A 21,120-nucleotide genomic window follows, 5' to 3' on the forward strand; every position below is an offset into this window, starting at 1 on the left:
TCCAGCACACGCGGGCGTTCTTCTGCCGGAATGCCGGGACCGGTATCGGTGACCGAAATCTCCACCGCGCCAGACGAGGTCGCCCTCAGGCGCAACATGATGGCCCCGCCTTCGGGTGTGTATTTGATGGCGTTGTCGACAAGGTTTGCAACCGCCTGCGCGACGAGTTCCCGGTCACCGCGAATGGCGAGGCCTGATGCAGCGTCCATCGCGAAGTCGTGGCCGGTCTCCTCGCAGACCGGTTCGTAGAGCTCAGCTACATCGGCGATGATCTCTGCCGGATCGAGTACCTCGAAGGCGCGGCGGCGCTCGCCCGTCTGCAGGCGGGACAGCGACATCACTGCGTTGAAGGTCTTCAGCAATTCATCGGCATCAGAGATGGCCTGCGCCAGCGCCGCTTCGCGGTCTGCAAGATCGCCCTCGGTCACCAGCGCCGATTCCAGCCGTCCGCGCATGCGCGTCAGTGGCAGGCGCAAGTCATGGGCGATGGAATCGCCCGCTGAGCGCATGCGCTGCATGAGGCGCTCAACGCGGTCCAGCATGTCATTGAAATTGGCCGCAAGGTCATCGAGCTCGTCGCCTGAGAAATTGCGCGGCGCGCGGCTTTGCAGGCGCCCGGCCATGACCTCGCGCGCAGCCGCATTGATGGTGTCGAGGCGCCGGGCAAAGCGGCGGCTGACCACCGCGCCTGACACGATGCCCATGGCCACCGCAAGGCCCGATGCGATCAGCACGGCGTTGAGAATGTAGGTGACGAAGCGGGCTTCGTCTTCCACATCCAGTCCGACAAAGAGCGTATAGCCGCCTTCCAGCGTACTGATGAGGCCGCGCGCGGAGCGGCTGGGTTCGGCCCCGCTCTGCCCGCCAACAGGCGCGCGCTCATAGGTGAAGCGGACCCGGCCCTCTTCATCCGGCTGGGTCGAGGGAAGGTTGGAGATATTGCCTGAAAGCCTGCGCCCGGAAGGCTGGTTCAGAAGGTAGAGAAACTCGCCCCCCGCCACCGAGCGCTGCACGATATAGCGGTTGGCCGCCGCCACACCCTCGGCGCGGAAGCGCGACTCGATGGCGATGCTTTCCTGCGCAATCGCATTGTCCGCGCGGCGTACACCGGCGGTGATGGTAGCCGCATAGACCAGAGCCAGGATCACAAAGCTGGAAAAGGCAAACAGCGCCGCCGACAGGAGCGTCAGGCGGAATGCAGTCGTGCGGGCGAAAGAGGGCAGGATGAACCTGCCATCTTTTGCCGGTGCCTCTATGGGCGTGTCGCTCACGCCTGCAGCCGGTATCCGGCGCCACGCACGGTATGCAGCATGGTGGAGCCGAACGGCTTGTCGATCTTGGAACGCAGGCGGGAGATGTGAACGTCAATCACGTTGGTCTGGGGATCAAAGTGATAGTCCCAGACCTTTTCCAGCAGCATGGTGCGCGTCACGACCTGACCGGCATGACGCATGAGAAACTCCAGCAGGCGGAACTCGCGCGGCTGCAGGAGGACATCCTCCCCGCCCCGCTTTACCGTCCGGGCCAGCAAATCCATTTCAAGGTCGCCGACCAGAAGCTGGGTCTGGACAGAACCCGGATCGCGCCGGCGGGCCAGAACCTCGACACGGGCGAGAAGCTCGGCAAAGGCGTAGGGCTTTACCAGATAATCGTCCGCGCCTGACTTGAGGCCATCAACCCGGTCGTCCACCTCACCCAGGGCCGAGAGGATGAGGATCGGGGCGGTCATGCCCTCGGCGCGCAAGGTCTCGATGACCGAGAGCCCGTCGCGGCGCGGCATCATGCGGTCAACGACGAGGACGTCGTACTGGCCGTTGCGGGCCATCTCCAGCCCGTCCTCGCCATCGTGGGCCGCATCGCAGACATGCCCAGCCTCGCGCAGTCCCCGGCACATGAAGGCCGCAACCTGCTTGTCGTCTTCCATGATGAGAATGCGCATGTCCGGAGCTCCCGATCCAGAGTGGTGTCAAAAGGCCCTATTCGGCATCGAGGCGCAGGGCGACATAGCGCACCCCGCTCTGCTGACGCGCGACCAGGACCAGAACCGCATTGCGATTGCTTTCGCGGGCTGCGGCGATGGCGGCACGGATGTCCTCGATGCTGCTGACATCGCGGCCGCCGGCTTCGAGGATCACATCACCACCCCGGATGTCGCGGCGGGCCGCTTCTGAATCAGGGCGCACGGAGTTCACCAGCACGCCGCGATTGCCCGTCGCGCCGACGCGTTCGCGAGCGGCTTCATCGGCCGGAACCACACCCATGCCGAACACCTCGTTGGCAGAGGGCTGGGCAGGCGACTGACCACCGGCCGTATCGGCTGCGGGACGCTCGGCCAGACGCACGCGGATATTACGCTCGCGGCCATCGCGGATGACGCGCAGTTCGACGCGCTCACCCGGCGGCACGGCGCCGATACGCTGGAACAGGTCACGCTGGTCGTTCACGGTCTCGCCAGCGATACGGATGATGACGTCGCCATTCTGCAGGCCGGCTTCGGCAGCGGGCGTTCCGGCGATGACTTCCGCCACCAGCACGCCGCGCCGGTCACGCGGCAGGCCGAGGCTTTCGGCCAGATCCGGGGTCAGCGATTGCGGCGCAATGCCGAGATAGCCGCGGCGAACCTCGCCGCCTTCGATCAGCTGATCGACGACCGATGCCGCCAGATCGGACGGAATGGCAAAGCCGATGCCGACATTGCCGCCCGTCGGCGAGAAGATGGCCGAGTTCACACCGACGACATTGCCATTGAGGTCAAAAGCCGGACCGCCCGAATTGCCCCGGTTGATGGGGGCGTCGATCTGCAGGAAGTTCGTGTAGAGCTGCGTATTGCCGAGCGGGCGGCCAATCGCGGAGACGATGCCCGCCGTTGCCGTTCCACCAAGGCCAAACGGGTTACCCACAGCCACGACCCAGTCACCGACACGGATGGTGGGCGTGCGGTCAAGGTTCACATGGGCAAACTCGCGCTCGCCGCCATCAACACGCAGAAGCGCAATGTCGGTGGCCGCGTCACGGCCCACAACTTCGGCCGGAAACTCGGAGCCATCCGCCAGAGTGACCGTGATCTCGGACGAACCCGCGATCACGTGCTCATTGGTAACCAGCAGGCCATCGGAGGAAATGAAGAAGCCGGACCCTTGCGAGCGGCGTTCCTGCGGCTGGGCGGGGCCGCTGGGGCCACCAAAGCGCTCGAAGAACTCGCGGAATTGCGGCGGAATATCCGCCATGTCCGGCACGCCGCGCGGATCGACGCTGCCCGCAGCCTCGATCGACACCACAGCCGGGCTGACCCGTTCGATCAGGTCGGCAAACGACATCGGCGTGCCCGGCGGCATGGAGGCAGCGTTACGGCTGGCCTGCGCAGAAGCCTGCGGAGCCAGCTCCAGCGGCATCAGGCAGACACTGCCCGCAAGCAGGGCCGGGATCAGAAGCGAACGAAAGGCGCGCGGTGACATCATGGAGATTCCTCTGGCGGTTAGGTGTGTTCAGGCCACGCCCTGCAAGGGCAAAGCCAAATCGTCCCTGTGCCCGTTCATGAACGGGTCAGGTTCTACGCTCTGTTACCAAATGGTGACGAAGCTGTAATGTTAAAGAGGGTGTCAGGTTTCGAAGGCCGTCTCGATATCCGAGCTGCGCTCCAGCGTCCGGTGCACCGGGCATTTATTGGCAATCTCGACCAGCTTGGCGGCCTGTTCCGGCTCCAGCGTATCGTCTACCCGGATGGCGCGTGAGAACACATCGCGTTCCGGCTGGCCTTCGCCGCGTACTTCCTTGCGGTGAGTGACGATTGTGGTGATGCGCCCGAGCGCCCAGTCCTTGCGCTCGGCATACATGCGCAGGGTCATCGTGGTGCAGGCGGCCAGCGCCGTCGACAGGAGCTGGAAGGGCGCAGGTCCGGCGTCCAGCCCGCCAAAATCCTCCGGCTCGTCGACGAGGAAACGGGCCTCGCCCGTTGCCGCCCAGCCGAGATACTTGCCCTTGCCGGTCTCCTGCACCAGCGCCGAATTGGCGCCGGCGGGCGCTTCGGGCGGTTCAGGCAAGGGGTCAACGAACGCATAGCGCTCGCTCCATGCCGCGATGACCCTGGCGGCGTGTTCGGCGGGACCGGCCTTCGTCAGCAGATGGTCGGCGTCCTCGAGACCCAGAAAGCTCTTGGGATGTTTTGCCGCCACAAAGAGGCGCGTCGCATTGTCGATGCCGACCGTCTCGTCCAGCGGAGCATGAGCGACGAGCAGTGCGGCTTTCAGCGCCGCCGCCGCATCGAGCACGTTGTGACCGGCTATGTCATCGAGGAACTGGCGGCGGATGGTGAAGGGGCGACCGGCGAGCTTCACGCGCGCCTCGCCATCCTTGAGGATGGTGTCGATATCGTCGGCAAAATGATGCTTCACATGCTCGGCATCGGCAGGCGCGCCAATCGTGACGACCGCCTTCACTTCAGGGATGCGCGCCGCCGCGACGACGACCGCCGCGCCGCCCAGCGAGTGACCGATCAGGATGGACGGCGCTTGCCCGGTCTCGCGCATATGGTCTGCGGCATGGATCAGATCATCGATGTTGGAGGAGAAGTTCGTATTGGCGAATTCGCCTTCAGAATGGCCAAGGCCGGTGAAGTCGAAGCGCAGGACGGCAATGCCGCGCTGGGCCAGCGCACGGGCAATCCGGGCAGCCGCCAGCGTGTCCTTGGAACAGGAAAAGCAATGCGCGAAGAGGGCATAGGCCTGAGGCGGCGCTTTTGGCCGGTCGAGACGCGCGGCGAGTTTCACGCCCTGGCTGCCAATGAACTCGAACGCCTCTGACCGCATCGCCGCCTCCCTTAAAACAATCGTCAGGAAGTGTCCGGCATGCGGTTGCGCCTTACAAGCCGCCTTTGCGGGCCTTTCGCCGCATAGCCGAGACCAGCAGCGCGCCGCCCAGCCCCAGAAAGAGAATTGGTGCGAGCCAGAGCGGCAAGGTGCGCGTCTCTACGGGCGGACGCATCAGCACTTCATGGCCGAAGCGGGACACGAGCGCCGTGCGTACCGCTGCGTCGTCCTGTCCGGCCGCGATTTCCTCGCGGATGAAACGCCGCATATCGCCTGCCATGGGCGCGCTGGAATCAAGAACGGACTCGCCTGCGCACACCATGCAGCGCACTTCGCGCATCAGGTCCTGTGCGCGCGCCTCGTCAGCGGGCGCCAGATCAGGCGCTGCCTGCAGGGCGAGGGCAAGAACGAGGCTGGCCAGCATCATGGCGATACCTGCGTTGCGCTGCGGCGCGTCAGGACTTGCGCCGTCAACGCCCCTGCCCCGCCCAGAACGATCAGGCTCGCACCTAGGCCCAGCATCCAGACCAGCGGGTGGAAGGCGGCGCGTATCTCATAGGCGGCAGAACCGTCATCGCGCGGACGGGCCTCGCCGATGGAGACATAGACATCACCGGCGATGGACGATCCAAGGCCCACCTCGCGCGTGTGCTGGTCGGCTGCCCAGTAAAAGCGCCGCTCCGGATAGACCGTGGACCCGGGAGACACCTCCAGCGTCGCCCGGTCGGCCAGATAATTGGCCCCGTCGGCGCGGCGCACTTCGGTCAGGGTCAGGGTGCGCCCGGCAATCTCGATGCTTTCGCCGCGTGCGAGCGCGCTGTTCACATCGGCGGGACGTGAGGCATCAGCGGCTGCGCCCAGCGCGATGAAGCCTAGGCCTGCATGCGCCATTGCCCGCCCTGCGGCTGCAAACTTCAGCGCAGGGGTCTGAGCGGCCGGATAGCTGCGCACAATGTCCATGCCTGCGCCAGCAAGTGCCCAGACGCCCAGCGCGCCGCCGATTACAGCCAGTACCGGCGCGCCAAACCAGACAAGCGCGATCCCGCCAAGCGCAACGGGAAGGAGGAGAAAAGCAGCACGCATCTGTTTCAGGGCCGGGCGGGCGCCACCATTGGCCCAGGGCAGGAAGGGTGCGACCGGGACCAGAAGCAGGGCGAGCACCAGAAGCGGCGTGGCAGCAGCGTTGAAATAGGGCGGGCCAACCGAGACCGGCGCGCCGCCAAACATTTCCACAAACAGGGGATAGAGCGTGCCGACAAGCACAACGCCAGCAGCAGCCGCCAGAAGCAGGTTGTTGGCACCGATAAAGGCTTCGCGGCTTGTCGGCTCAAACCCGTCCCCTTCGCCGAGCTGGCTGGCACGCGCGGCAAACAGGCCGAAGCCCGCTACGGCGGAAACGCCGAGCATGGCGAGAATCCACACGCCCCGCTCCGGATCGAGCGCGAAGGCGTGAACCGAGGTGATAACGCCCGAACGCACCAGAAAGGCGCCCAGGATGGAGAGTACATAAGCAAGGAGCGCCAGAAACACCGTCCAGCCCGGGAACGCGCCGCGCTTTTCCGTCGCGATGGCAGAATGCACCAGAGCTGCGCCCAGCAGCCAGGGCATGAAGCTCGCATTCTCGACCGGGTCCCAGAACCACCAGCCGCCCCAGCCGAGCTCGTAATAGGCCCACCAGGCACCCAGCGAGATACCAGCCGTCAGGCTTGTCCAGGCGCCAATCGCCCAGGGGCGTAGCGCGCGGGCAAGCTCGCGGCCAGAGGTCTTCTGGATCAGGCCCGCAGCGGCGATGGCGAAGGCGGCGGACAGGCCCACATAGCCGAAATAGAGAAGCGGCGGATGGATCGCGAGGGCCGGATCCTGAAGGATCGGATTGAGGTCGCGTCCCTGCAAGGGCGCCGGGTCCAGACGGTCGAACGGGTTCGAGGCGAAGACCAGAAACGCAAAGAAGAGCGACTGGAGCAGCCCTTGCAAGCTGACAGAACGCGCCCTGAAGGCCGGGTCAGCCGGGCCGACGCGCGTCAGGCCCCAGCCGAACAGAGCGAGGATCAGGCACCAGAGCAGCATGGAGCCTTCATGCCCGCCCCAGGCAGCCGTCACCTTGTAGAAGAGCGGCTTGTCGACATGGGAATGGCCGGCGACATAAGCGATAGAGAAATCGGACTGGATGAAGGCGGCGATCAGCAGCGCAAATCCGAGGCCGGATGTTGCGAGCGCCGCAAGGCTCGCCGTGCGGCCAGCCCTTGCATAAGGGTCGGAGCCGCCACGGGCTGCGCCCGCCCAGCTGAGGAGCATTTGCGCGATTGACGCGACCAGCGCCAGCGCGATCAGGAACCGGCCAAGTTCAGCAATCATGAGCGGCCTTGCACGGCGCGCGATTGACCCAACGCCCAGGCGTCGCGTCCCGTAGCGCCGGGAAGTGCGCCCTGAGCTTCGGCGCTGGCGAGGGCAGATGCCACTTCAGGCGGCATGTAATTCTCGTCATGCTTGGCCAGCACGCGGTCGGCAACGAAAAGGCCGCCCGGCTGGAAGGCCCCTTCGGCGACAATCCCCTGCCCTTCGCGGAACAGGTCTGGCAGCGAGCCGTCATAGCTGATGCGGATATCGGCAATCGTGTCGGTCACGGTGAAGGACGCGCCGCCCGTCGCAGGGCGTTCCACTGAGCCTTCCACCACCAGGCCGCCGACTCGCACGCGCTGACCGGCTGCCGGCGGCGCCTCGGCAACCATCGCCGGTGAATGGAAGAAGGTCATCGCGCTGCTGAGCGCGACGCTTGCAAGAATGCCGGCGCCGACCAGCACGGCGGCTGAGGCCAGCACGACCCAGAGACGTTTGCGCGCCTTGATCACTCGGTTTCTTCCTCCGCCTGAGTGGCTCCCTGCCCTGCTGCGGCCAGCGCATCGAGGATAGCGCCGGTTCCGGCATCACCGCCAGAGCGGGCACGCGCCTCTTCTATCGCAGCCGCCGCGCCTTCGGGATCGTCGAGCACCGTGCGCACCCGCGCCAGCACCATCCATCCGGATAGATCATCAGGATTGGCCTCAAGTCCAGCCTCCAGCCCTGCGACCATTCGCGCCACCATCGCATCGGGGTCTTCGTCCATCACGCCTGCATCAGCGCCTGCCATTTGCGGCCCGCCCGCCGGTCGCGACAGAAGATCGGCTGCCCGCACGGCAATGGCCTGCCGGAAAGGATCATTTTCGGGAAGCCGCGCGATGATGCCCGACCAGTATTCCAGCGCCGTCTCCCGGTCGCCGGAATCATAGGCCGCTGCGCCCAGGAAGAAGGCAGGTTCAGGAAGGCCGGGGTCAAGTTCCAGCGCGGCATTGAAGGCGCGTTCAGCCTCCGGCGTGACCGTGCCTTCATTGAGGTTGAGCAAGGCCTGTCCGAGATCGGAAAACACGCGCGCATCAGGCTCCAGCCTGACCGAGCGCTCCAGCATCGCGATGGCTTCAAGATGGCGTTCATCGAAGGCAAGGAAGCGCCCAAGCAGGGCCAGCGCCTCGGCATTGGCAGGCTCGCGGCGCACGATGGCGCGCAGGCGTTCTTCCTGCTCTTCCGGGTTCAGCTCTTCAGGCGGGGTCGCGGCAAGGCGCGCCTCGGTTGCCGCATAGGGCCGGCCCTCCAGTCCCGGCTGGCCGCCGACCAGATAGACGCCAAGCGCAGCGACCGCCAGCACGGCCATGACGGCGAAGGCAGCCAGCCGGTGCATCGGGCTTTGCGCGCCCTGCGCCAGCGGCGAAGCAATCCACATGGCAACGCCGACGCCTAGCGCAGCAATGATGAGGGTCAGCACGATCATGAGGCGGCCCTGACAAAGACAAGGATCATATTGTTGGCCGGCATGGAGCGGCGCTCTGCAAGGCCGAAACCGTGCCGCGTACCAAGCTCGATCACAGCATCCAGCGTGCGCACGCCCCAGCGTGGATCCCGCGCCTTCAGGCTGGCGTCGAATGCAAGATTGGAGGGCGCTGTCGCCTCGCCATCAAGGAAGGGTCCGTAAAGGACAAGCATGGCACCGGACGCCAGCAGGTGGGAGGCGCCTTCAAAAAGCCCCTCCGCCGCTTCCCAGGGTGCGATGTGGATCATGTTTGCGCAGAAGACTGCATTGACCGCATCGGGCACATCTCGCCACCAGTCCTCACCAGTGGTGTCGAGGTCGAGAGCGAGGCGCATGCGCCCGCCAGCCTCGCCTGCCCAGTCATCGGCGCTGGCACGGGAAGCCGGGTCGGGATCGCTCGGCTGCCAGCTTATGCCGGGGCAGGCCGTGATGCAGGCAAGGGCGTGTTCGCCCGTGCCGCTGGCAATCTCGAGGACATGGGCCTCTGCGGGCAGGATGGTTGAAAGCGCTTCGGCAATAGCGGCGCGATTGCGCGCAGCGCTTGGCGAATGCAACCGGTTGCCCGACTGGCCGCGATCCTCAAGGGCGATGGGAGGCGTAGCGCTCATGGCGCCTACATAGGCTGCCCGCGCGCCGGGATAAAGGCATTCACGCCGCGCGCGCTGCGGCCGCACGCCGCAGAAAGACCGATGCGGGCTCCTGCTGGCCAAGGGCGGTGAGCAGGCGCGCAATGACGGCGGCGCGTTCATTGTGCTGGGGATCGCCACCCTGTGACCGCATCTGACCGAGCAAGGCTTCGGCAGCGGCATCGAGGCGCTGGTTCACCCGGTCGAGCACCGCGCTATGGGCACCGCCCACGGCGGCCCGCGATGCATCATCACGCGTCAGGCGCAGGAAGGTACAGAACACCTCCATACGGCTTGCCGCAGCCTCCAGCGCCTCTCCGGAAAGCTTCAACCGCGCGGGCAGTGGCTTGTGGGGATCGGGAACGGTCTTGTCGAGCTGGGTCAGCGCGGCGGCGTGAACCGCCTCCATCTGGGCCGAGGCACGCTGGCGCAGCGTCATGATCTGCCGCCCCCAGCCCCCATCCTTGCGGATGCCGATCTCGCGGCTCATGCCGACGGTGACGGTCGCAAACTGGGTCAGGGCCGAAGCCATGTCGCGCGCGGCTTCGAGTGTCTGGGGAATGTCGGCAAAGCCGCTGACATGGAAGGCAGCGTCTTCGAGAAGCGCATCGCCAATCGTCGCGACATCCGTGCGCGAGAGCAGGAAGTCGTCATCCCGCCGCGCGATCTTTTCAAAGACGCGCAAGATACCCCAGGGCCGCTGCAGGCGCGCCATGACCAGATAGAGGAACCAGACTCCGGAATCGGGATCAGCGCTGCACGCAGCGTCATACCGGTCCCGCAAGGTCTTGGAGAGGTCTTCGGAAAGCTCCGGTATGGAGGCGGGGATATCAGCGAGCGCTTTTCGCAGGACCGGGGCAGCGCGCAGAATTGTCGCCAGATCGCGCACCGCGCGAAAATCACTCACCCCCAAAAGGTGGCGCAGATGCTTGGTAGCACGCGGATCATCGGCCACAGCCTTGACGGCGTCGACGATCCGGGTGGAAGCCTGTGCCCGCAGGGCATCTTCAGCGGCATGATCGACCGGCCGAGCCGGGTCCGCACACCGGGCCTGCATGTCCGAAACAATGTCCGGCGCGAGCGTGTCGCCGATCCAGCGCCAGACTGTCGCTAGCATGGCCGGCGGAATGTGGGCGAGCGACGGCCTTGCCGTTGCCGGATCAAGGCTCAGGGGCGCCACGGGTGCGAAAAAGCGCTCGAGCACATAGGTCTGGGCATCGCGGGTACAGGCATACAGAAGACGGCCCATCGCCTCGTCGCCCGCAGCGGCGGCCTCGACGATGCGCGCTGACAACGCAGCCGGCAGGGCACGCATGAGCGCGCGCAGCTTTGCGATCTTGGCGGGTGTCAGCGTGGTCATCCGTGTCCGGCAGGAACCGTCATACAAGCGGCCAGCCTTGCATTATGCGGTTAATGGCGCGTTTCGCCTGTTTTCGCGACGCCCGGCAGGACCAGCCGTGCGCCGAGGCCGCCGAGCGGGCTTTCCTCAAGGACGAAGCTGCCGCCATAGGCCTTCGCAAGATCGCTGACGATAGAGAGCCCGAAGCCGGTGCCGGGCGCTTGCTCGTCCAGCCTTACACCCCGTCCCAGCACGCGGGCGCGCGCTTCAGGGTCGAGGCCCGGCCCGTCATCATCCACTGACAGGATTACACCCGCATGGTCATCGGTGCCGACGCGGACCTCCACGCGGGATCTTGCCCATTTGCAGGCATTGTCCATCAGATTGCCCACCAGATCCTCAAGGTCCTGGCGTTCACCGCGAAACACCGGTTCGCCGTCGATCTGCCAGTCGAGCTCCACCTCGCGGCGGGCATAGATGCGGCGCAAGGTGCGCCCCAGATCATTGACCACCTCGCCAGCAGGCGTGCGCGCGCCGATGGCTTTCGCATTGGCGGCGGCGCGGGCGCGGCGCAGATGGTGTTCCACCTGCCCGGTCATCGTCGCGGTCTGGCAGCGCACCAGATCGCCCAGCCGGCTCTCATCGCCGCGCGCCTCGTTGGACAGGACCGTGATCGGGGTTTTCAACGCATGGGCGAGATTGCCGACATGGGTACGGGCGCGCTCGACGACTTCGCGCGAATGGTCAATCAGCGCGTTGAGCTCGGTTGCAAGCGGCATCATTTCGGACGGGTACTGGCCGGAAATCTTCTGCGTCTCGCCATCGCGCACCTGCGCAACCGCGCGGCGCAGTTTCAGGACCGGGGACAGGCCGACGCGCACCTGCACCACCACACCTACTGCCAGAAGCACGGCAAACCCGGCCAGCAGGCCCGCAGCGGCCATGCCGAACGTCCAGACCCTGCGGTCAGACGGACGGCGGTCCTCGGCAGCAATGATAATGACGGGGTCTTCACGCGCAGGCAGCACCACGGCGCGCACCGCAAGGCGCAAGGGCTGACCGTCAGGCCCGGAGGCATTACCCGCCACCGGCTGACCGTTGGCAGCGACGGCCGCCGTTCGCAGGCGCTCGGAAATGATGATCGTCTCGTCCCAGAGCGAGCGCGAGCGCTCTACCGGCTCGGCATCGAGGGGTGCATCGGCGTCAATCACCTGCCAGTAACGGCCGGAAAACACCTGGCCAAAGCGGGGGTCGAGGAGATCACGCGTCAGCACGACGCCGCCATCGGGCGTCGCTTCGAGCTGGATAAGCAGGAACTCGGTAATGCTCGCCTGACGGCTGTCGAGATCGGTCAGCACGGTCTGGCGAAACACCGCCGTCAGCGAGATAGCGCCTACCGTCAGCAGGATCACGCCCCAGCCAAGGGCGAGCAGGCTCAATCGCCTCAGAAGCGATCCGCGTTCGACCAGCGTCTCACGGCCGTCCGTGCTCACCCGGCCTTGGCCCGCGAACTCGCACCAGGATCAACCAGGCGATAGCCGAGGCCGCGCACGGTCTCGATACGCTCGGTCCCGATCTTCTTGCGCAGGCGTCCGACAAACACCTCGATCGTGTTGGAGTCCCGGTCGAAATCCTGATCGTAGATGTGCTCCACCAGCTCGGTGCGCGAGATCACCCGTTCGCGGTGGTGGATCATGTAGGAGAGGATCCGGAATTCGTGCGAGGTGAGCTTGACCAGATTATCGCCTACGAACACCCGCGCACCGCGCGTATCGACCGACAGATCACCCATCTCGATGGTCGAGGTGGCGTGACCGGCGGCGCGCCGCGTCAGGGCCCGCAGCCGGGCCAGCAACTCTTCCGGGTGGAAGGGCTTGGTCAGGTAATCGTCCGCGCCGGCATCGAACCCGGCAACCTTCTCGCTCCAGCGATCGCGGGCGGTCAGGATGAGCACAGGAAAGTCCCGGCCCGCGCTGCGCCAGCGCTCCAGCACGCTCACGCCGTCAAGGCGCGGCAGACCGAGATCAAGCACAACGGCGTCATAGGGTTCGGTATCACCCATGAACCAGCCTTCCTCGCCATCACCCGCCTCGTCGACGGCATAGCCGGAATGGTCCAGCACGTCCTTCAGCTGGCGGCGGAGGTCGGGATCATCTTCGACGATCAGGGCACGCATTGGGCAAACTCCCTCGAAATTGGCTGCGCCGCTACTGGACGCGGCCGGTGACGCCGTCCACGCGCACATCAATGCGGCGGCCCTCACGCGTCAGAATTTTCACGATGTAATAGGGCGATCCGGACCGGACGAGCTCGACATCGAGCACTTCGGCGCCGGGATAGCGCTGGCGCACATTGTCGATGGCGACGCGGGCCGGGACGACATTGCCGGCCTGGCTCTGGTTGCGGGCTTCATCGGCAGAATAGCGCGAACGCGGATCAAACGCCTGCGCTTCGCCAGACACGCCAGTGGCGTGTGCGTCAGCCGCCGCAAGAGCGGCCAGGGCAGTCAGGAGAAGGGCGTAGCGTTTCATCATGCCGCCATGTTTTGCACCGGTGCGCTGAACCTGATCTGAACAGCCATATCATATTGCAGACATGCACGACTGAGGCCAAGCGCGCCCGCATCATTCCCTGAAACGGCGGCGCGGGTCATATCCCGTCGGCAAGCGCCAGCTTTCGGCAAACTCCTCCAGCTCCGGATTGCCGGACGGCAGGTCGACCAGAAGGCGGATAAGCTGATCACCGCGCCCGCCGCCGGCCTTCGGCGCGCCGCGCCCTTTCAGGCGCAGGACCGCGCCGGAGCTGGCGCCAGCAGGAATGCGCACCTCGACATCACCTTCCAGCGTCGGCGCGCGGACCTGTCCGCCCAGCACCGCCTCTTTCAGCGATACGGGCAGGTCGAGGCGGATATCGTCGCCCTCGCGCCGGAACCAGGGATGGGGAGCAATCTTCACCTCGACCAGCAGCGCACCGGCAGGACCGCCCGAAAGCGAGGCATGCCCCTGGCCTTTCAGGCGCAGGACCTGACCATCCGTCATGCCGGCGGGTATGGTCACATCCAGCGCCCTTCCCCCGGGAAGGTTCAGGCGCTTGCGGGTACCCAGCACGGCGTCGGGAAGGCTGACCGTTACCTGCGTGCGAAGGTCTGCGCCCTTTTCCGCGGCAGGCCTGCGGCGCTGCGCGCCGGCACTTTGCGCAGCGAAAAGGTCTGAGAAGATATCGCCCAGATCCTCGAACCGGCCTTGCGGCCCGCGCTGGCCGGGCCCGGCGCCGGGGCGGGAGCGGTAGTGAAAGTGCGGACGTTCCTGGCCTTGGGCATCAACCTCGCCGCGATCAAAGCGCGCCCGCTGTTCAGGATCGGACAAGAGCTTGAAGGCTTGCGTCACCTGCTTGAAGCGCTCCTCGGCGGCCTTGTCGCCGGGGCGCGCGTCAGGGTGCAGCTCCTTGGCGAGCTTGCGGTAGGCCTTGCGGATTTCATCCGCCGAGGCGCGCTCCGAAACGCCCAGAATCGCATACGGGTTCATCATGGTGCTGATGAGATAGCAGCGAGCGGCCCGCTTGGCGATGCGAAGGGCTGCAGCCCCTAGCTCACAGGTGCAGGAAGCGCGATTTCCGCCCACGCACCCGGCCCCGTTCGCTGCGAAATCTGCGCAACGCGTACCTGAGCGCCTACAGGCGCCGGCACAGCGAATGCGGCAGGTATCACCGCTTGCGGACTGGATGTCTCCAGATGCCATTGAAGGCCGCCCGAGGCGTCCACCAGTTCGATCCGGTAGCGCTCCTCTGCCTCGCCGAGCGCCACCTCGCCCATCGACCAGGCATCACCGTCATGGCGGGTGCGCCGGATCCAGCTCACCGCCAGCCCGTCCTCCTGCCAGTGTGCCTGCACATGAACCGGCGAGAGAGGCCGTAAGGCAGTTGCCCGATACACCGTCTCGATGCGGCGAACGGAAATATCGTCGAGGGTCCGGCCTGGGGGCACAGCCGCGAAATGAAGCGGTGCACCGATGGCGTTGTCGTCGACATCCAAAGCCACGACCGCGTCATCCAGCAACACGACCCGTGAACCGGCCGCAGCGCCAGCTGCTGCACTGCCGCCGATCGCGCGGATGAGGCCGCTGACGCGCCATTGAGACGGGCCGACAAGTTCAGCCGATGCAAACTGGATGACCTCCCAGCCGTCTGCGCCTTCCACGGCAAGCTGGTTTGCGCCCGCCAGTGCCAGCGCCGGATCGACGCTTTCAAGCCCGCCATCCAGCAAGGTGATGTCCAGCACGCTGGCCCGGTCCCACCGGCCTTCAAAGCCCGGCCCCAATGGCGCATCGAGGCGGCCCGTGACGGCCGCCTTTGCAATCTCGGCCACCGGGCGCAAGGCCGCCGGTTCCGGCCCGGCATGGAGCGTGAGTGGCCCCGGCCAGGGCGACGCAAAGGCTGCGATTTTCAGTCCGGAAAAGCTGGCCGGGTCACCGGCCAGCACGGGCAGGTCCATCACCACGAGCATGGGGCGTGACGCGGTAACCTGTTCAGGTTGGCGCGCGGCGGGCACAGCCCCGGCAAGCACGGCACTTCGCGCCGAAGCGAGGCTCAAGCCCGCCTGACGCACCGACATGCCGTCGAGGCTGGACAGCACCATAGGCGTAGCTGGAAGGCCTGCGCCTTCCAGATGCACCGCATCACCCGCTTCCAGCGCCATCAGCGATGGGGGCAGGATTGCATCCAAGATCACACCGTCCGCGCGTTCAGCCGCCAGCAATTCCTGCGCCCAGTTTCGCGCCTGATCGGGGGCCGCGAGGATGCGCACTCCCAGCTCGGCAATGCCTTCAACGGCTGCGTCAAGACCACGCGCGGAGGCCATGGCGGGAGCATAGGCTTGATCATCGCCAATATGCGCGATGCGTACCTCACGCACCTGTCCGGCAATCGCAGGGCGTGTCAGCGTTACCGGATGATCGCTGCCATTGCGCACGCAAAGCTGCGTATCAAGCGTGCGGGCGGGAATGCCCGAACGCGGCAGGGCGGCGACGCCGTCTGCCCGGTCCACCATGTCAAAACCATAGAGCGCTCCAAGCCGGGCCAGCACATCGCGCGCCGCCGCCGCCATTGGCGGCAGGCCGTAATGATCATCGTCCGGGTGGAAGAGTTTCAGGTGAAGAACCGGGCTCCTGCCGCTCGCCCGGTCACGCTCCAGCCGGCGGCGGTCAGCGCCAAGGCGGTATTCCCAGGCATCGGCCCAGCCCTTTGGCCCCGGCACGACATTCATCCGGTCCGGACGCAGCACGAAAAGCGCTGACGGTCCGTCATAGCCGTCAGCAATCTCGAGATAGGCATTGCCCGCGACCTGAAGATGGCCATGGAAGACTTCCAAAAGCTCCACACCGGTCTGGTCGGGATTGGGCCGGGCCAGCAGGGCCTCGACCGTCTGCGCGGCGTGTCCCTTGCCCGTGATGCGCAAGGGCACGGCGGCAGCGGCCTCCGCGATCAGGCGCACGCAGCGATTGGCGACCGCGTTCTGGCCATAGCCCTCGCGGGCAAGACCGGCATAGTCGCGCGGGCTCCAGCTCGCGCGCGGCGCTACGGACAGCGCAACCAGCCTGCCAGCGCTCTTGCGCTGCAGCCCAAGCCATTGTCTCAGCATGGTGTTTTTCTCTTTTCGTTTGCGCAACGCATCCGCGTTGCGATGTTCCGCGAAAAGTCGCGGGCGGGCGTTCGCCCTTGCGGCCTCTGACGAGGCCGGGAGGTCTGTTCCGCGCGCGGCGCGGGAATGACGGCAGAGACGTGTTCCTCTCAACTTCGTCATTCCGGAAAGCGCGTCAGCGCTTGTCCGGAACCCAGCTTTTTTGTGCTCTCTGGGTTCCGGGTCTCCCCCGGATCAGATCCGGGGTTCGCCCGGAATGACGAGGGAGAATGGTGTGTAAAGGGCAATTCATATCCACCTGAGCCTCGGCTCGGCCCCGCCGCCTTTCAACGCGGCTATGGCCCAGACGAGCGCGTCGACCCGGTCGGGCGAGCCGGAAAACTCCGGCGCGCCAAAGGCGCACATCTGGTCTTCAAGACCTGGCATCCGGCCTGCGTGGGCCACGCGGCCCATCGCATAGAGCGCGGCGACCGGTTCGGCTCTTGCGCGCTTGGCACGGCTGGCATGGACGAGCCGCACCGGCAGGCCCGGCAGGGCCGCGGCCAGAACGGCGCGGACCATCTCCCCGCCCTGATTGCTCTCGGCGACGACGCTGTCGGCATCGTGCGCGGTGAAGGCTTTTGCCACTTGCGCCGCCCAGGCTTCCGGCCGTGCACGCACCGAGTAATCGGCGATCACCGTAAAACTCTGCCCGGCCCCCTGCCCCGAAGCGCCCGCGACGATGATCCCGCACTCATCGCCAGTGGAACTGGCGGGCGGGTCAACCGCGACCACGATCCGCTCCGGCGGCAACGGCTCACGGGCCAGCGCCGCGTCGATCATCTCGCGCGTCCACAGCGCCCCTTCCGGATCGTCGATCAGACGGCCTTCCAGCTCCTGCAAGGCGAGGCGGGACGCGCCATAGTGCTCACGCAAGGCGGCGATGAAGCCGGGCGCCAGATTGGCGGCATTCTCTGCGCTCACCGCATGGGTCATCACACTGCCCGCCGCCGCTATAAGGCGTTTCAGCGCCGGTAGCGGGCGCGGCGTCGTCGTCACCATCAGGCGCGGGTCAGCGCCGAGGCGCAACCCGAAGCGCAGCATGTCCAGCACGCCTTGCGGATGACGCCAGGCAGCAAACTCATCGGCCCAGCCGGTGTCGAATTGCGGTCCGCGCAAGGCATCGGGGTCCTCGCCGGAAAACGTGTAGGCGACCGCGCCGCACGGCCAGACAAGCCGCCTGCGAGACGCCTCCCAGACCGGGCGGGTGACGCGCGGGCCGATCGTGCGCAGGCCGGAAGGCCCGGCAATCATCACCTCGCGCACATCGCCGTGGGTTGGCCCCACCAGCGCGATGCGCCGCGCGCCCGATGCGATCCGGGCGCGTATCCATTCCGCGCCGGCGCGGGTCTTGCCCGCTCCGCGCCCGCCCAGGAACAGCCAGGTCTGCCAGTCGCCCGGCGGAGGCAGTTGGGCCGGATGCGCCCAGCTCTCCCAGTCATCGAGGATGCGCGCCGCTTCCGCCTCGTCAATCGAGGCCATGAGCCGTTCCATCGCGGCCGGCCTTCGCATCAAGGCGCGAAAGCCGCCGGCGAAGCTCTTCAAGCAGAGCCTCACGGGTGTGTGCATGGGTCTGCGCCTCGCTTGTTTCTGCCTTGCGGGCGATCTCGGCAAGCCGTGCCCAGTCATCCACGCTTATCGCCGCTTTCAGGAGCGCGCTGACCGCGCGCGCCCGCTTTTCCGCATCCGCCGTTTCACCGCGCGCCAGTGCGGCTTCTGCCGCCTCCAGATGCGCTTCGAGGCGCAGTTTCAGGCTGGCGGTGCGGCTCGCCGGGATAATCCTGTCCGCCCAGACGAGGCCGTCCTTGAGATACCGGCTGGAAATGCCCTCCCGCAGCGCGAGGCCCTCAAGGCTCATGCCTGCTCGGTGCGCCTCGCGGATGGCCAGCCAGTCTCGCCGGGGCGGTGAAGTTTTCTCGCTTGTCTCGACCATGCCTGAAGTATGGCCCACGCCCCGCCCTGCCGGAGAGAGGGGCGGGCTTTTGCCTCAAACACCTGCAAAGTTTGGGAAATTATTTCTGACGCGTAGTGACAGCGGCAGAGATATCCGCGTTTAGTTGATGGCTCGGTTTTCGCTAATTGAGATCTCCCTCCCGGTCGTCATTCCGGGCGAACCCCGGACTTGATCCGGGGGAGACCCGGAACCCAGAGATCAAAAAGAGGCTGGGTTCCGGACAAGCGCTGACGCGCTTTCCGGAATGACGAAGAAAGAAGGGTGTTGATTTTTGTCGTCATTCCGGCCGCAGCGAAGCGGAGAGCCGGAACCCAGAAAGCTGTTTCTTTCGCGCAATCAGCTGTCAGAATATCGGGATGCTGGAACGTCCCTTCCATCCTGCAGTCTACATTCTGGCGAGCCAGCGCAACGGAACGCTCTACACCGGCGTGACCAGCGATCTGGTGCGACGGACTTACGAACACCGCGAAGGAAAACTGCCCGGCTTCACCCTGAAATATGGTATAAAGCTGCTCGTCTGGTTCGAAATGCATTCCACGATGGAGCACGCGATTACTCGCGAGACGCGCATCAAAGGCTGGAAACGCGCATGGAAACTGAACCTGATCGAAGCGGCCAATCCTGATTGGCGCGATCTGTACGAGACACTTCTTTAGCCGGGTTCCCGCCTGCGCGGGTATGACCAAACCGGAAAACCCTACCCCAGCACGTAATCTTCGTAATCGGCCTCATCGACATCGCGTTCGGACACCAGAGTGCCCTTCACCGAGACGCCTGCTTCAACGACGCTGCCGGCTCGACCGGAAACCAGCGGATGCCAGTCGAAAAGAGGCTTGCCTTCGGCAATCAGGCGGTAGGCGCACGTCTGCGGCATCCAGCTCAGCGTAGCGACATTTCCCGGCGTCAGCTTCACACACGACGGCACGCGGGCGTGCCGGTTGGCGTAATCGGTGCAGCGCACGGTATTGAGGTCGAGCAGTTCGCACCCGATGCAGGTGCGCAGCACGCGGGCGTCCGCGTCATCCTCATCGATGAGTGAAAGCGTGCAGCACTGGCCACAGCCATCGCACAGCGATTCCCATTCCGCCTCGCTCATCTGCTCCAGGCTTTTGGTCTTGTAAAAAGGGGCTTGGCCATCCATCGCCCATAATTTAGCCGTGATCCTCTGGCTTTGAGAATGCCTCGCCCCAGTGAACCGAGTTCGACCTGCCTGATGGAGGCTCACCATCACTTTCCGCGCCGATCAGCCGACGAGCTTCAAGGAGCGCCTGCAAGCGTTCAATGCCTGGCTACGCACGCGCCGCCTGATGGTGCTGGCCGGTATCGCCTCGCTGTTCGTGATCGCGGGCGGCATCACCGCCCACGCCATGTGGACCTGGGCCTTCCATGACTTGCCGCCCGTGCCGGAAAGCGCGGAAGACCTCTGGCGGGTCCGCATGGAGCCGACAGTCAACCTGCTGGATTCCAACGGGGAAGTGCTGGCGATACGCGGGCCGCTCTATGGCGTGCCGGTGCGGCTGGAAGACCTGCCGCCGCACGTGCCCCAGGCCTTCCTGGCCATTGAGGACCGGCGCTATTTCGAGCATGACGGGGTGGACTGGCGCGGCACGATGCGGGCGATCTTCGCCAATATCCGCGCCGGGCGCACCGTGCAGGGTGGCTCCACCATCACGATGCAGCTGGTGAAGAATCTGATCCTGACGCCGGAGCGCACCATCCGGCGCAAGGTGCAGGAAATGCGCCTCGCGCTGGCGCTGGAGCGCACGCTGACCAAGGAAGAGATACTCGAGCTCTATCTCAACCGTATCTATTTCGGCGAGCAAGCCTACGGGATCGAAGCGGCGGCCCGGCGCTATTTCAACAAGTCCGCCGCCGAACTGACGGTGCAGGAGGCAGCCCTGCTGGCGGCGCTACCCGCAGCGCCCTCGCGCCTTGCGCCGACTGACAATCTGGCCGCCGCGCAGGCGCGCGCCTCGGACGTGCTGGCAGCGATGCAGGATGCGGGCTTCCTGACGCCGATGGAATACATCGTCGCCAATGCCACGCAGGCAGAGCCGGTCGAAAGCGCGCTGCAACCGGGCGGCATGGCCCAGTACGGTCATCTGTTCGACTATGCGGTGAGCGAGGCCGAGCGCCTGCTGGGGCCGGACAATGAGGTGCCGGATCTCGTCATCCAGACGACGCTGGATACCGGCCTCCAGAATGCCGCGCAGCGTGTCGTGACCGAAAGGCTGGACGGCGATGGCGCCAACCTCAATGCCGGTGAGGCGGCTGCCATCGTGCTGGCCAATGACGGCGCAATCCGCGCCATGGTCGGCGGGCGGGACTATGTCTCCAGCCAGTTCAACCGCGCCATCCAGGCCCGCCGCCAGCCCGGCTCGGCCTTCAAGGTCTTCGTCTATCTGGCAGCACTGGAAGCGGGCTACACGCCGGCGAGCGTGTTCAACGACACGCCAGTCTCCTATGGCAACTGGCAACCGGTCAATTTCGGCGGCGGCTATCGCGGACGCATGACGATGGAGGATGCGCTGAAGCGCTCCGTCAACACGATCGCGGCGCAGGTGGCGATGCTGGTCGGCATTCCCGAAGTGGCCGAGATCGCCGGGCGCATGGGCGTGATGTCAGAGCTCAATGCCGTGCCCTCGCTGTCACTCGGTTCCAGCGAGGTGACGGTTCTGGACATGGCCGCCAGCTATTCGGTGATTGCCAATGACGGGCGCCGGCTCGACCCCTGGTTCATCTCGCAAATCCGCACCACGCGCGGCGATGTGCTCTTCGAGCGTCCGGAGGAAGAGCCGCGCACCCAGCAGGTCATCTCCCGCAGTGATGCCCGCGCCATGTCGACCATGCTGCAAGGCGTGGTGCTGGACGGAACGGGGCG

At 65.8% G+C, this 21,120-nt stretch carries 20 protein-coding genes; 2 read left to right on the forward strand and 18 right to left on the reverse strand.

All coding sequences use genetic code 11. From position 1 onward, the window contains the following. The 17 genes from ACTS2Z_RS03900 to ACTS2Z_RS03980 all read right to left on the reverse strand — a co-directional run. Positions 1 to 1,271: ATP-binding protein (locus tag ACTS2Z_RS03900; RefSeq protein ID WP_442571920.1), on the reverse strand; the 1,271-nt coding region annotated here is incomplete at its 3' end. Beyond that, positions 1,268 to 1,939 (reverse strand): response regulator transcription factor, encoded by a 672-nt coding sequence (locus tag ACTS2Z_RS03905; protein ID WP_442571921.1) that lies wholly within the window; start codon positions 1,937 to 1,939, stop codon positions 1,268 to 1,270. The genes ACTS2Z_RS03905 and ACTS2Z_RS03900, both read right to left, overlap by 4 nt. 37 nt (positions 1,940 to 1,976) lie before the next feature. Continuing rightward, entirely contained in the window at positions 1,977 to 3,458 is a 1,482-nt protein-coding gene (locus ACTS2Z_RS03910; protein ID WP_442571922.1) for a Do family serine endopeptidase, read from the reverse strand. A gap of 141 nt (positions 3,459 to 3,599) precedes the next feature. Next, positions 3,600 to 4,805, reverse strand: a complete 1,206-nt coding sequence (locus tag ACTS2Z_RS03915) for a bifunctional alpha/beta hydrolase/OsmC family protein (RefSeq protein WP_442571923.1) — start codon at positions 4,803 to 4,805, stop codon at positions 3,600 to 3,602. Positions 4,806 to 4,857: 52 nt separating this feature from the next. Then, the gene (locus tag ACTS2Z_RS03920) at positions 4,858 to 5,232 is read right to left on the reverse strand and encodes a cytochrome c-type biogenesis protein (protein ID WP_442571924.1); all 375 of its coding nucleotides are present in this window, start codon (positions 5,230 to 5,232) and stop codon (positions 4,858 to 4,860) included. Next, a complete protein-coding gene (locus tag ACTS2Z_RS03925) occupies positions 5,229 to 7,160 on the reverse strand; it encodes a heme lyase CcmF/NrfE family subunit (RefSeq protein WP_442571925.1) in 1,932 nt (643 codons plus the stop codon). The genes ACTS2Z_RS03920 and ACTS2Z_RS03925 overlap by 4 nt, the downstream gene beginning before the upstream one ends. Continuing rightward, entirely contained in the window at positions 7,157 to 7,654 is a 498-nt protein-coding gene (gene ccmE / locus ACTS2Z_RS03930) for a cytochrome c maturation protein CcmE (RefSeq protein WP_442571926.1), read from the reverse strand. The genes ACTS2Z_RS03925 and ccmE overlap by 4 nt, the downstream gene beginning before the upstream one ends. Further along, positions 7,651 to 8,607, reverse strand: a complete 957-nt coding sequence (locus ACTS2Z_RS03935; RefSeq protein ID WP_442571927.1) for a tetratricopeptide repeat protein — start codon at positions 8,605 to 8,607, stop codon at positions 7,651 to 7,653. Before ACTS2Z_RS03935 ends, ccmE begins: the two co-directional genes overlap by 4 nt. Beyond that, a complete protein-coding gene (locus ACTS2Z_RS03940) occupies positions 8,604 to 9,254 on the reverse strand; it encodes a DUF938 domain-containing protein (RefSeq protein ID WP_442571928.1) in 651 nt (216 codons plus the stop codon). The genes ACTS2Z_RS03935 and ACTS2Z_RS03940 overlap by 4 nt, the downstream gene beginning before the upstream one ends. Positions 9,255 to 9,294: 40 nt before the next feature. Further along, entirely contained in the window at positions 9,295 to 10,632 is a 1,338-nt protein-coding gene (locus ACTS2Z_RS03945; RefSeq protein ID WP_442571929.1) for a hypothetical protein, read from the reverse strand. Between the two features lie 50 nt (positions 10,633 to 10,682). After that, on the reverse strand, positions 10,683 to 12,104 hold the full coding sequence (locus ACTS2Z_RS03950; RefSeq protein ID WP_442571930.1) for a sensor histidine kinase: 1,422 nt from the start codon (positions 12,102 to 12,104) through the stop codon (positions 10,683 to 10,685). Beyond that, a complete protein-coding gene (locus ACTS2Z_RS03955) occupies positions 12,101 to 12,787 on the reverse strand; it encodes a response regulator transcription factor (protein WP_442571931.1) in 687 nt (228 codons plus the stop codon). The genes ACTS2Z_RS03950 and ACTS2Z_RS03955 overlap by 4 nt, the downstream gene beginning before the upstream one ends. 31 nt (positions 12,788 to 12,818) lie before the next feature. After that, positions 12,819 to 13,145: a PepSY domain-containing protein gene (locus ACTS2Z_RS03960; RefSeq protein WP_442571932.1), complete on the reverse strand. Its 327-nt coding sequence runs from the start codon at positions 13,143 to 13,145 to the stop codon at positions 12,819 to 12,821. Between the two features lie 90 nt (positions 13,146 to 13,235). After that, positions 13,236 to 14,138 (reverse strand): DnaJ C-terminal domain-containing protein, encoded by a 903-nt coding sequence (locus ACTS2Z_RS03965; protein WP_442571939.1) that lies wholly within the window; start codon positions 14,136 to 14,138, stop codon positions 13,236 to 13,238. A 56-nt stretch (positions 14,139 to 14,194) separates the two neighbouring features. Beyond that, positions 14,195 to 16,246: a phage portal protein gene (locus tag ACTS2Z_RS03970; protein WP_442571933.1), complete on the reverse strand. Its 2,052-nt coding sequence runs from the start codon at positions 16,244 to 16,246 to the stop codon at positions 14,195 to 14,197. A 288-nt stretch (positions 16,247 to 16,534) separates the two neighbouring features. Next, positions 16,535 to 17,767: a DNA-packaging protein gene (locus ACTS2Z_RS03975; protein ID WP_442571934.1), complete on the reverse strand. Its 1,233-nt coding sequence runs from the start codon at positions 17,765 to 17,767 to the stop codon at positions 16,535 to 16,537. Further along, positions 17,754 to 18,236, reverse strand: a complete 483-nt coding sequence (locus ACTS2Z_RS03980; protein ID WP_442571935.1) for a hypothetical protein — start codon at positions 18,234 to 18,236, stop codon at positions 17,754 to 17,756. Before ACTS2Z_RS03980 ends, ACTS2Z_RS03975 begins: the two co-directional genes overlap by 14 nt. Positions 18,237 to 18,595: 359 nt before the next feature. Between ACTS2Z_RS03980 and ACTS2Z_RS03985 the strand changes: the two genes are divergently transcribed. Then, positions 18,596 to 18,895, forward strand: a complete 300-nt coding sequence (locus tag ACTS2Z_RS03985) for a GIY-YIG nuclease family protein (RefSeq protein WP_442571936.1) — start codon at positions 18,596 to 18,598, stop codon at positions 18,893 to 18,895. 41 nt (positions 18,896 to 18,936) lie between these two features. On the opposite strand, the gene ACTS2Z_RS03990 is transcribed toward ACTS2Z_RS03985, so the two are convergent. Next, complete coding sequence (locus ACTS2Z_RS03990; protein WP_442571937.1) at positions 18,937 to 19,380, reverse strand: YcgN family cysteine cluster protein; 444 nt, start codon at positions 19,378 to 19,380, stop codon at positions 18,937 to 18,939. A gap of 166 nt (positions 19,381 to 19,546) precedes the next feature. Here ACTS2Z_RS03990 and ACTS2Z_RS03995 point away from each other — a divergent pair. Beyond that, on the forward strand, positions 19,547 to 21,120 hold a 1,574-nt coding region (locus tag ACTS2Z_RS03995; protein WP_442571938.1), incomplete at its 3' end, for a transglycosylase domain-containing protein.

It is taken from the genome of Glycocaulis sp. (assembly GCF_052168375.1).
GTDB lineage: Bacteria > Pseudomonadota > Alphaproteobacteria > Caulobacterales > Maricaulaceae > Glycocaulis.

Coding starts and splice junctions, on each gene's coding strand:
- ACTS2Z_RS03905 (WP_442571921.1), bottom strand. CDS start 1,939: ATGCGCATTCTCATCATGGAAGACGACAAGCAGGTTGCGGCCTTCATG.
- ACTS2Z_RS03910 (WP_442571922.1), bottom strand. CDS start 3,458: ATGATGTCACCGCGCGCCTTTCGTTCGCTTCTGATCCCGGCCCTGCTT.
- ACTS2Z_RS03915 (WP_442571923.1), bottom strand. CDS start 4,805: ATGCGGTCAGAGGCGTTCGAGTTCATTGGCAGCCAGGGCGTGAAACTC.
- ACTS2Z_RS03920 (WP_442571924.1), bottom strand. CDS start 5,232: ATGATGCTGGCCAGCCTCGTTCTTGCCCTCGCCCTGCAGGCAGCGCCT.
- ACTS2Z_RS03925 (WP_442571925.1), bottom strand. CDS start 7,160: ATGATTGCTGAACTTGGCCGGTTCCTGATCGCGCTGGCGCTGGTCGCG.
- ACTS2Z_RS03935 (WP_442571927.1), bottom strand. CDS start 8,607: ATGATCGTGCTGACCCTCATCATTGCTGCGCTAGGCGTCGGCGTTGCC.
- ACTS2Z_RS03940 (WP_442571928.1), bottom strand. CDS start 9,254: ATGAGCGCTACGCCTCCCATCGCCCTTGAGGATCGCGGCCAGTCGGGC.
- ACTS2Z_RS03945 (WP_442571929.1), bottom strand. CDS start 10,632: ATGACCACGCTGACACCCGCCAAGATCGCAAAGCTGCGCGCGCTCATG.
- ACTS2Z_RS03955 (WP_442571931.1), bottom strand. CDS start 12,787: ATGCGTGCCCTGATCGTCGAAGATGATCCCGACCTCCGCCGCCAGCTG.
- ACTS2Z_RS03960 (WP_442571932.1), bottom strand. CDS start 13,145: ATGATGAAACGCTACGCCCTTCTCCTGACTGCCCTGGCCGCTCTTGCG.
- ACTS2Z_RS03965 (WP_442571939.1), bottom strand. CDS start 14,138: ATGATGAACCCGTATGCGATTCTGGGCGTTTCGGAGCGCGCCTCGGCG.
- ACTS2Z_RS03970 (WP_442571933.1), bottom strand. CDS start 16,246: ATGCTGAGACAATGGCTTGGGCTGCAGCGCAAGAGCGCTGGCAGGCTG.
- ACTS2Z_RS03975 (WP_442571934.1), bottom strand. CDS start 17,767: ATGGCCTCGATTGACGAGGCGGAAGCGGCGCGCATCCTCGATGACTGG.
- ACTS2Z_RS03985 (WP_442571936.1), top strand. CDS start 18,596: ATGCTGGAACGTCCCTTCCATCCTGCAGTCTACATTCTGGCGAGCCAG.
- ACTS2Z_RS03990 (WP_442571937.1), bottom strand. CDS start 19,380: ATGGATGGCCAAGCCCCTTTTTACAAGACCAAAAGCCTGGAGCAGATG.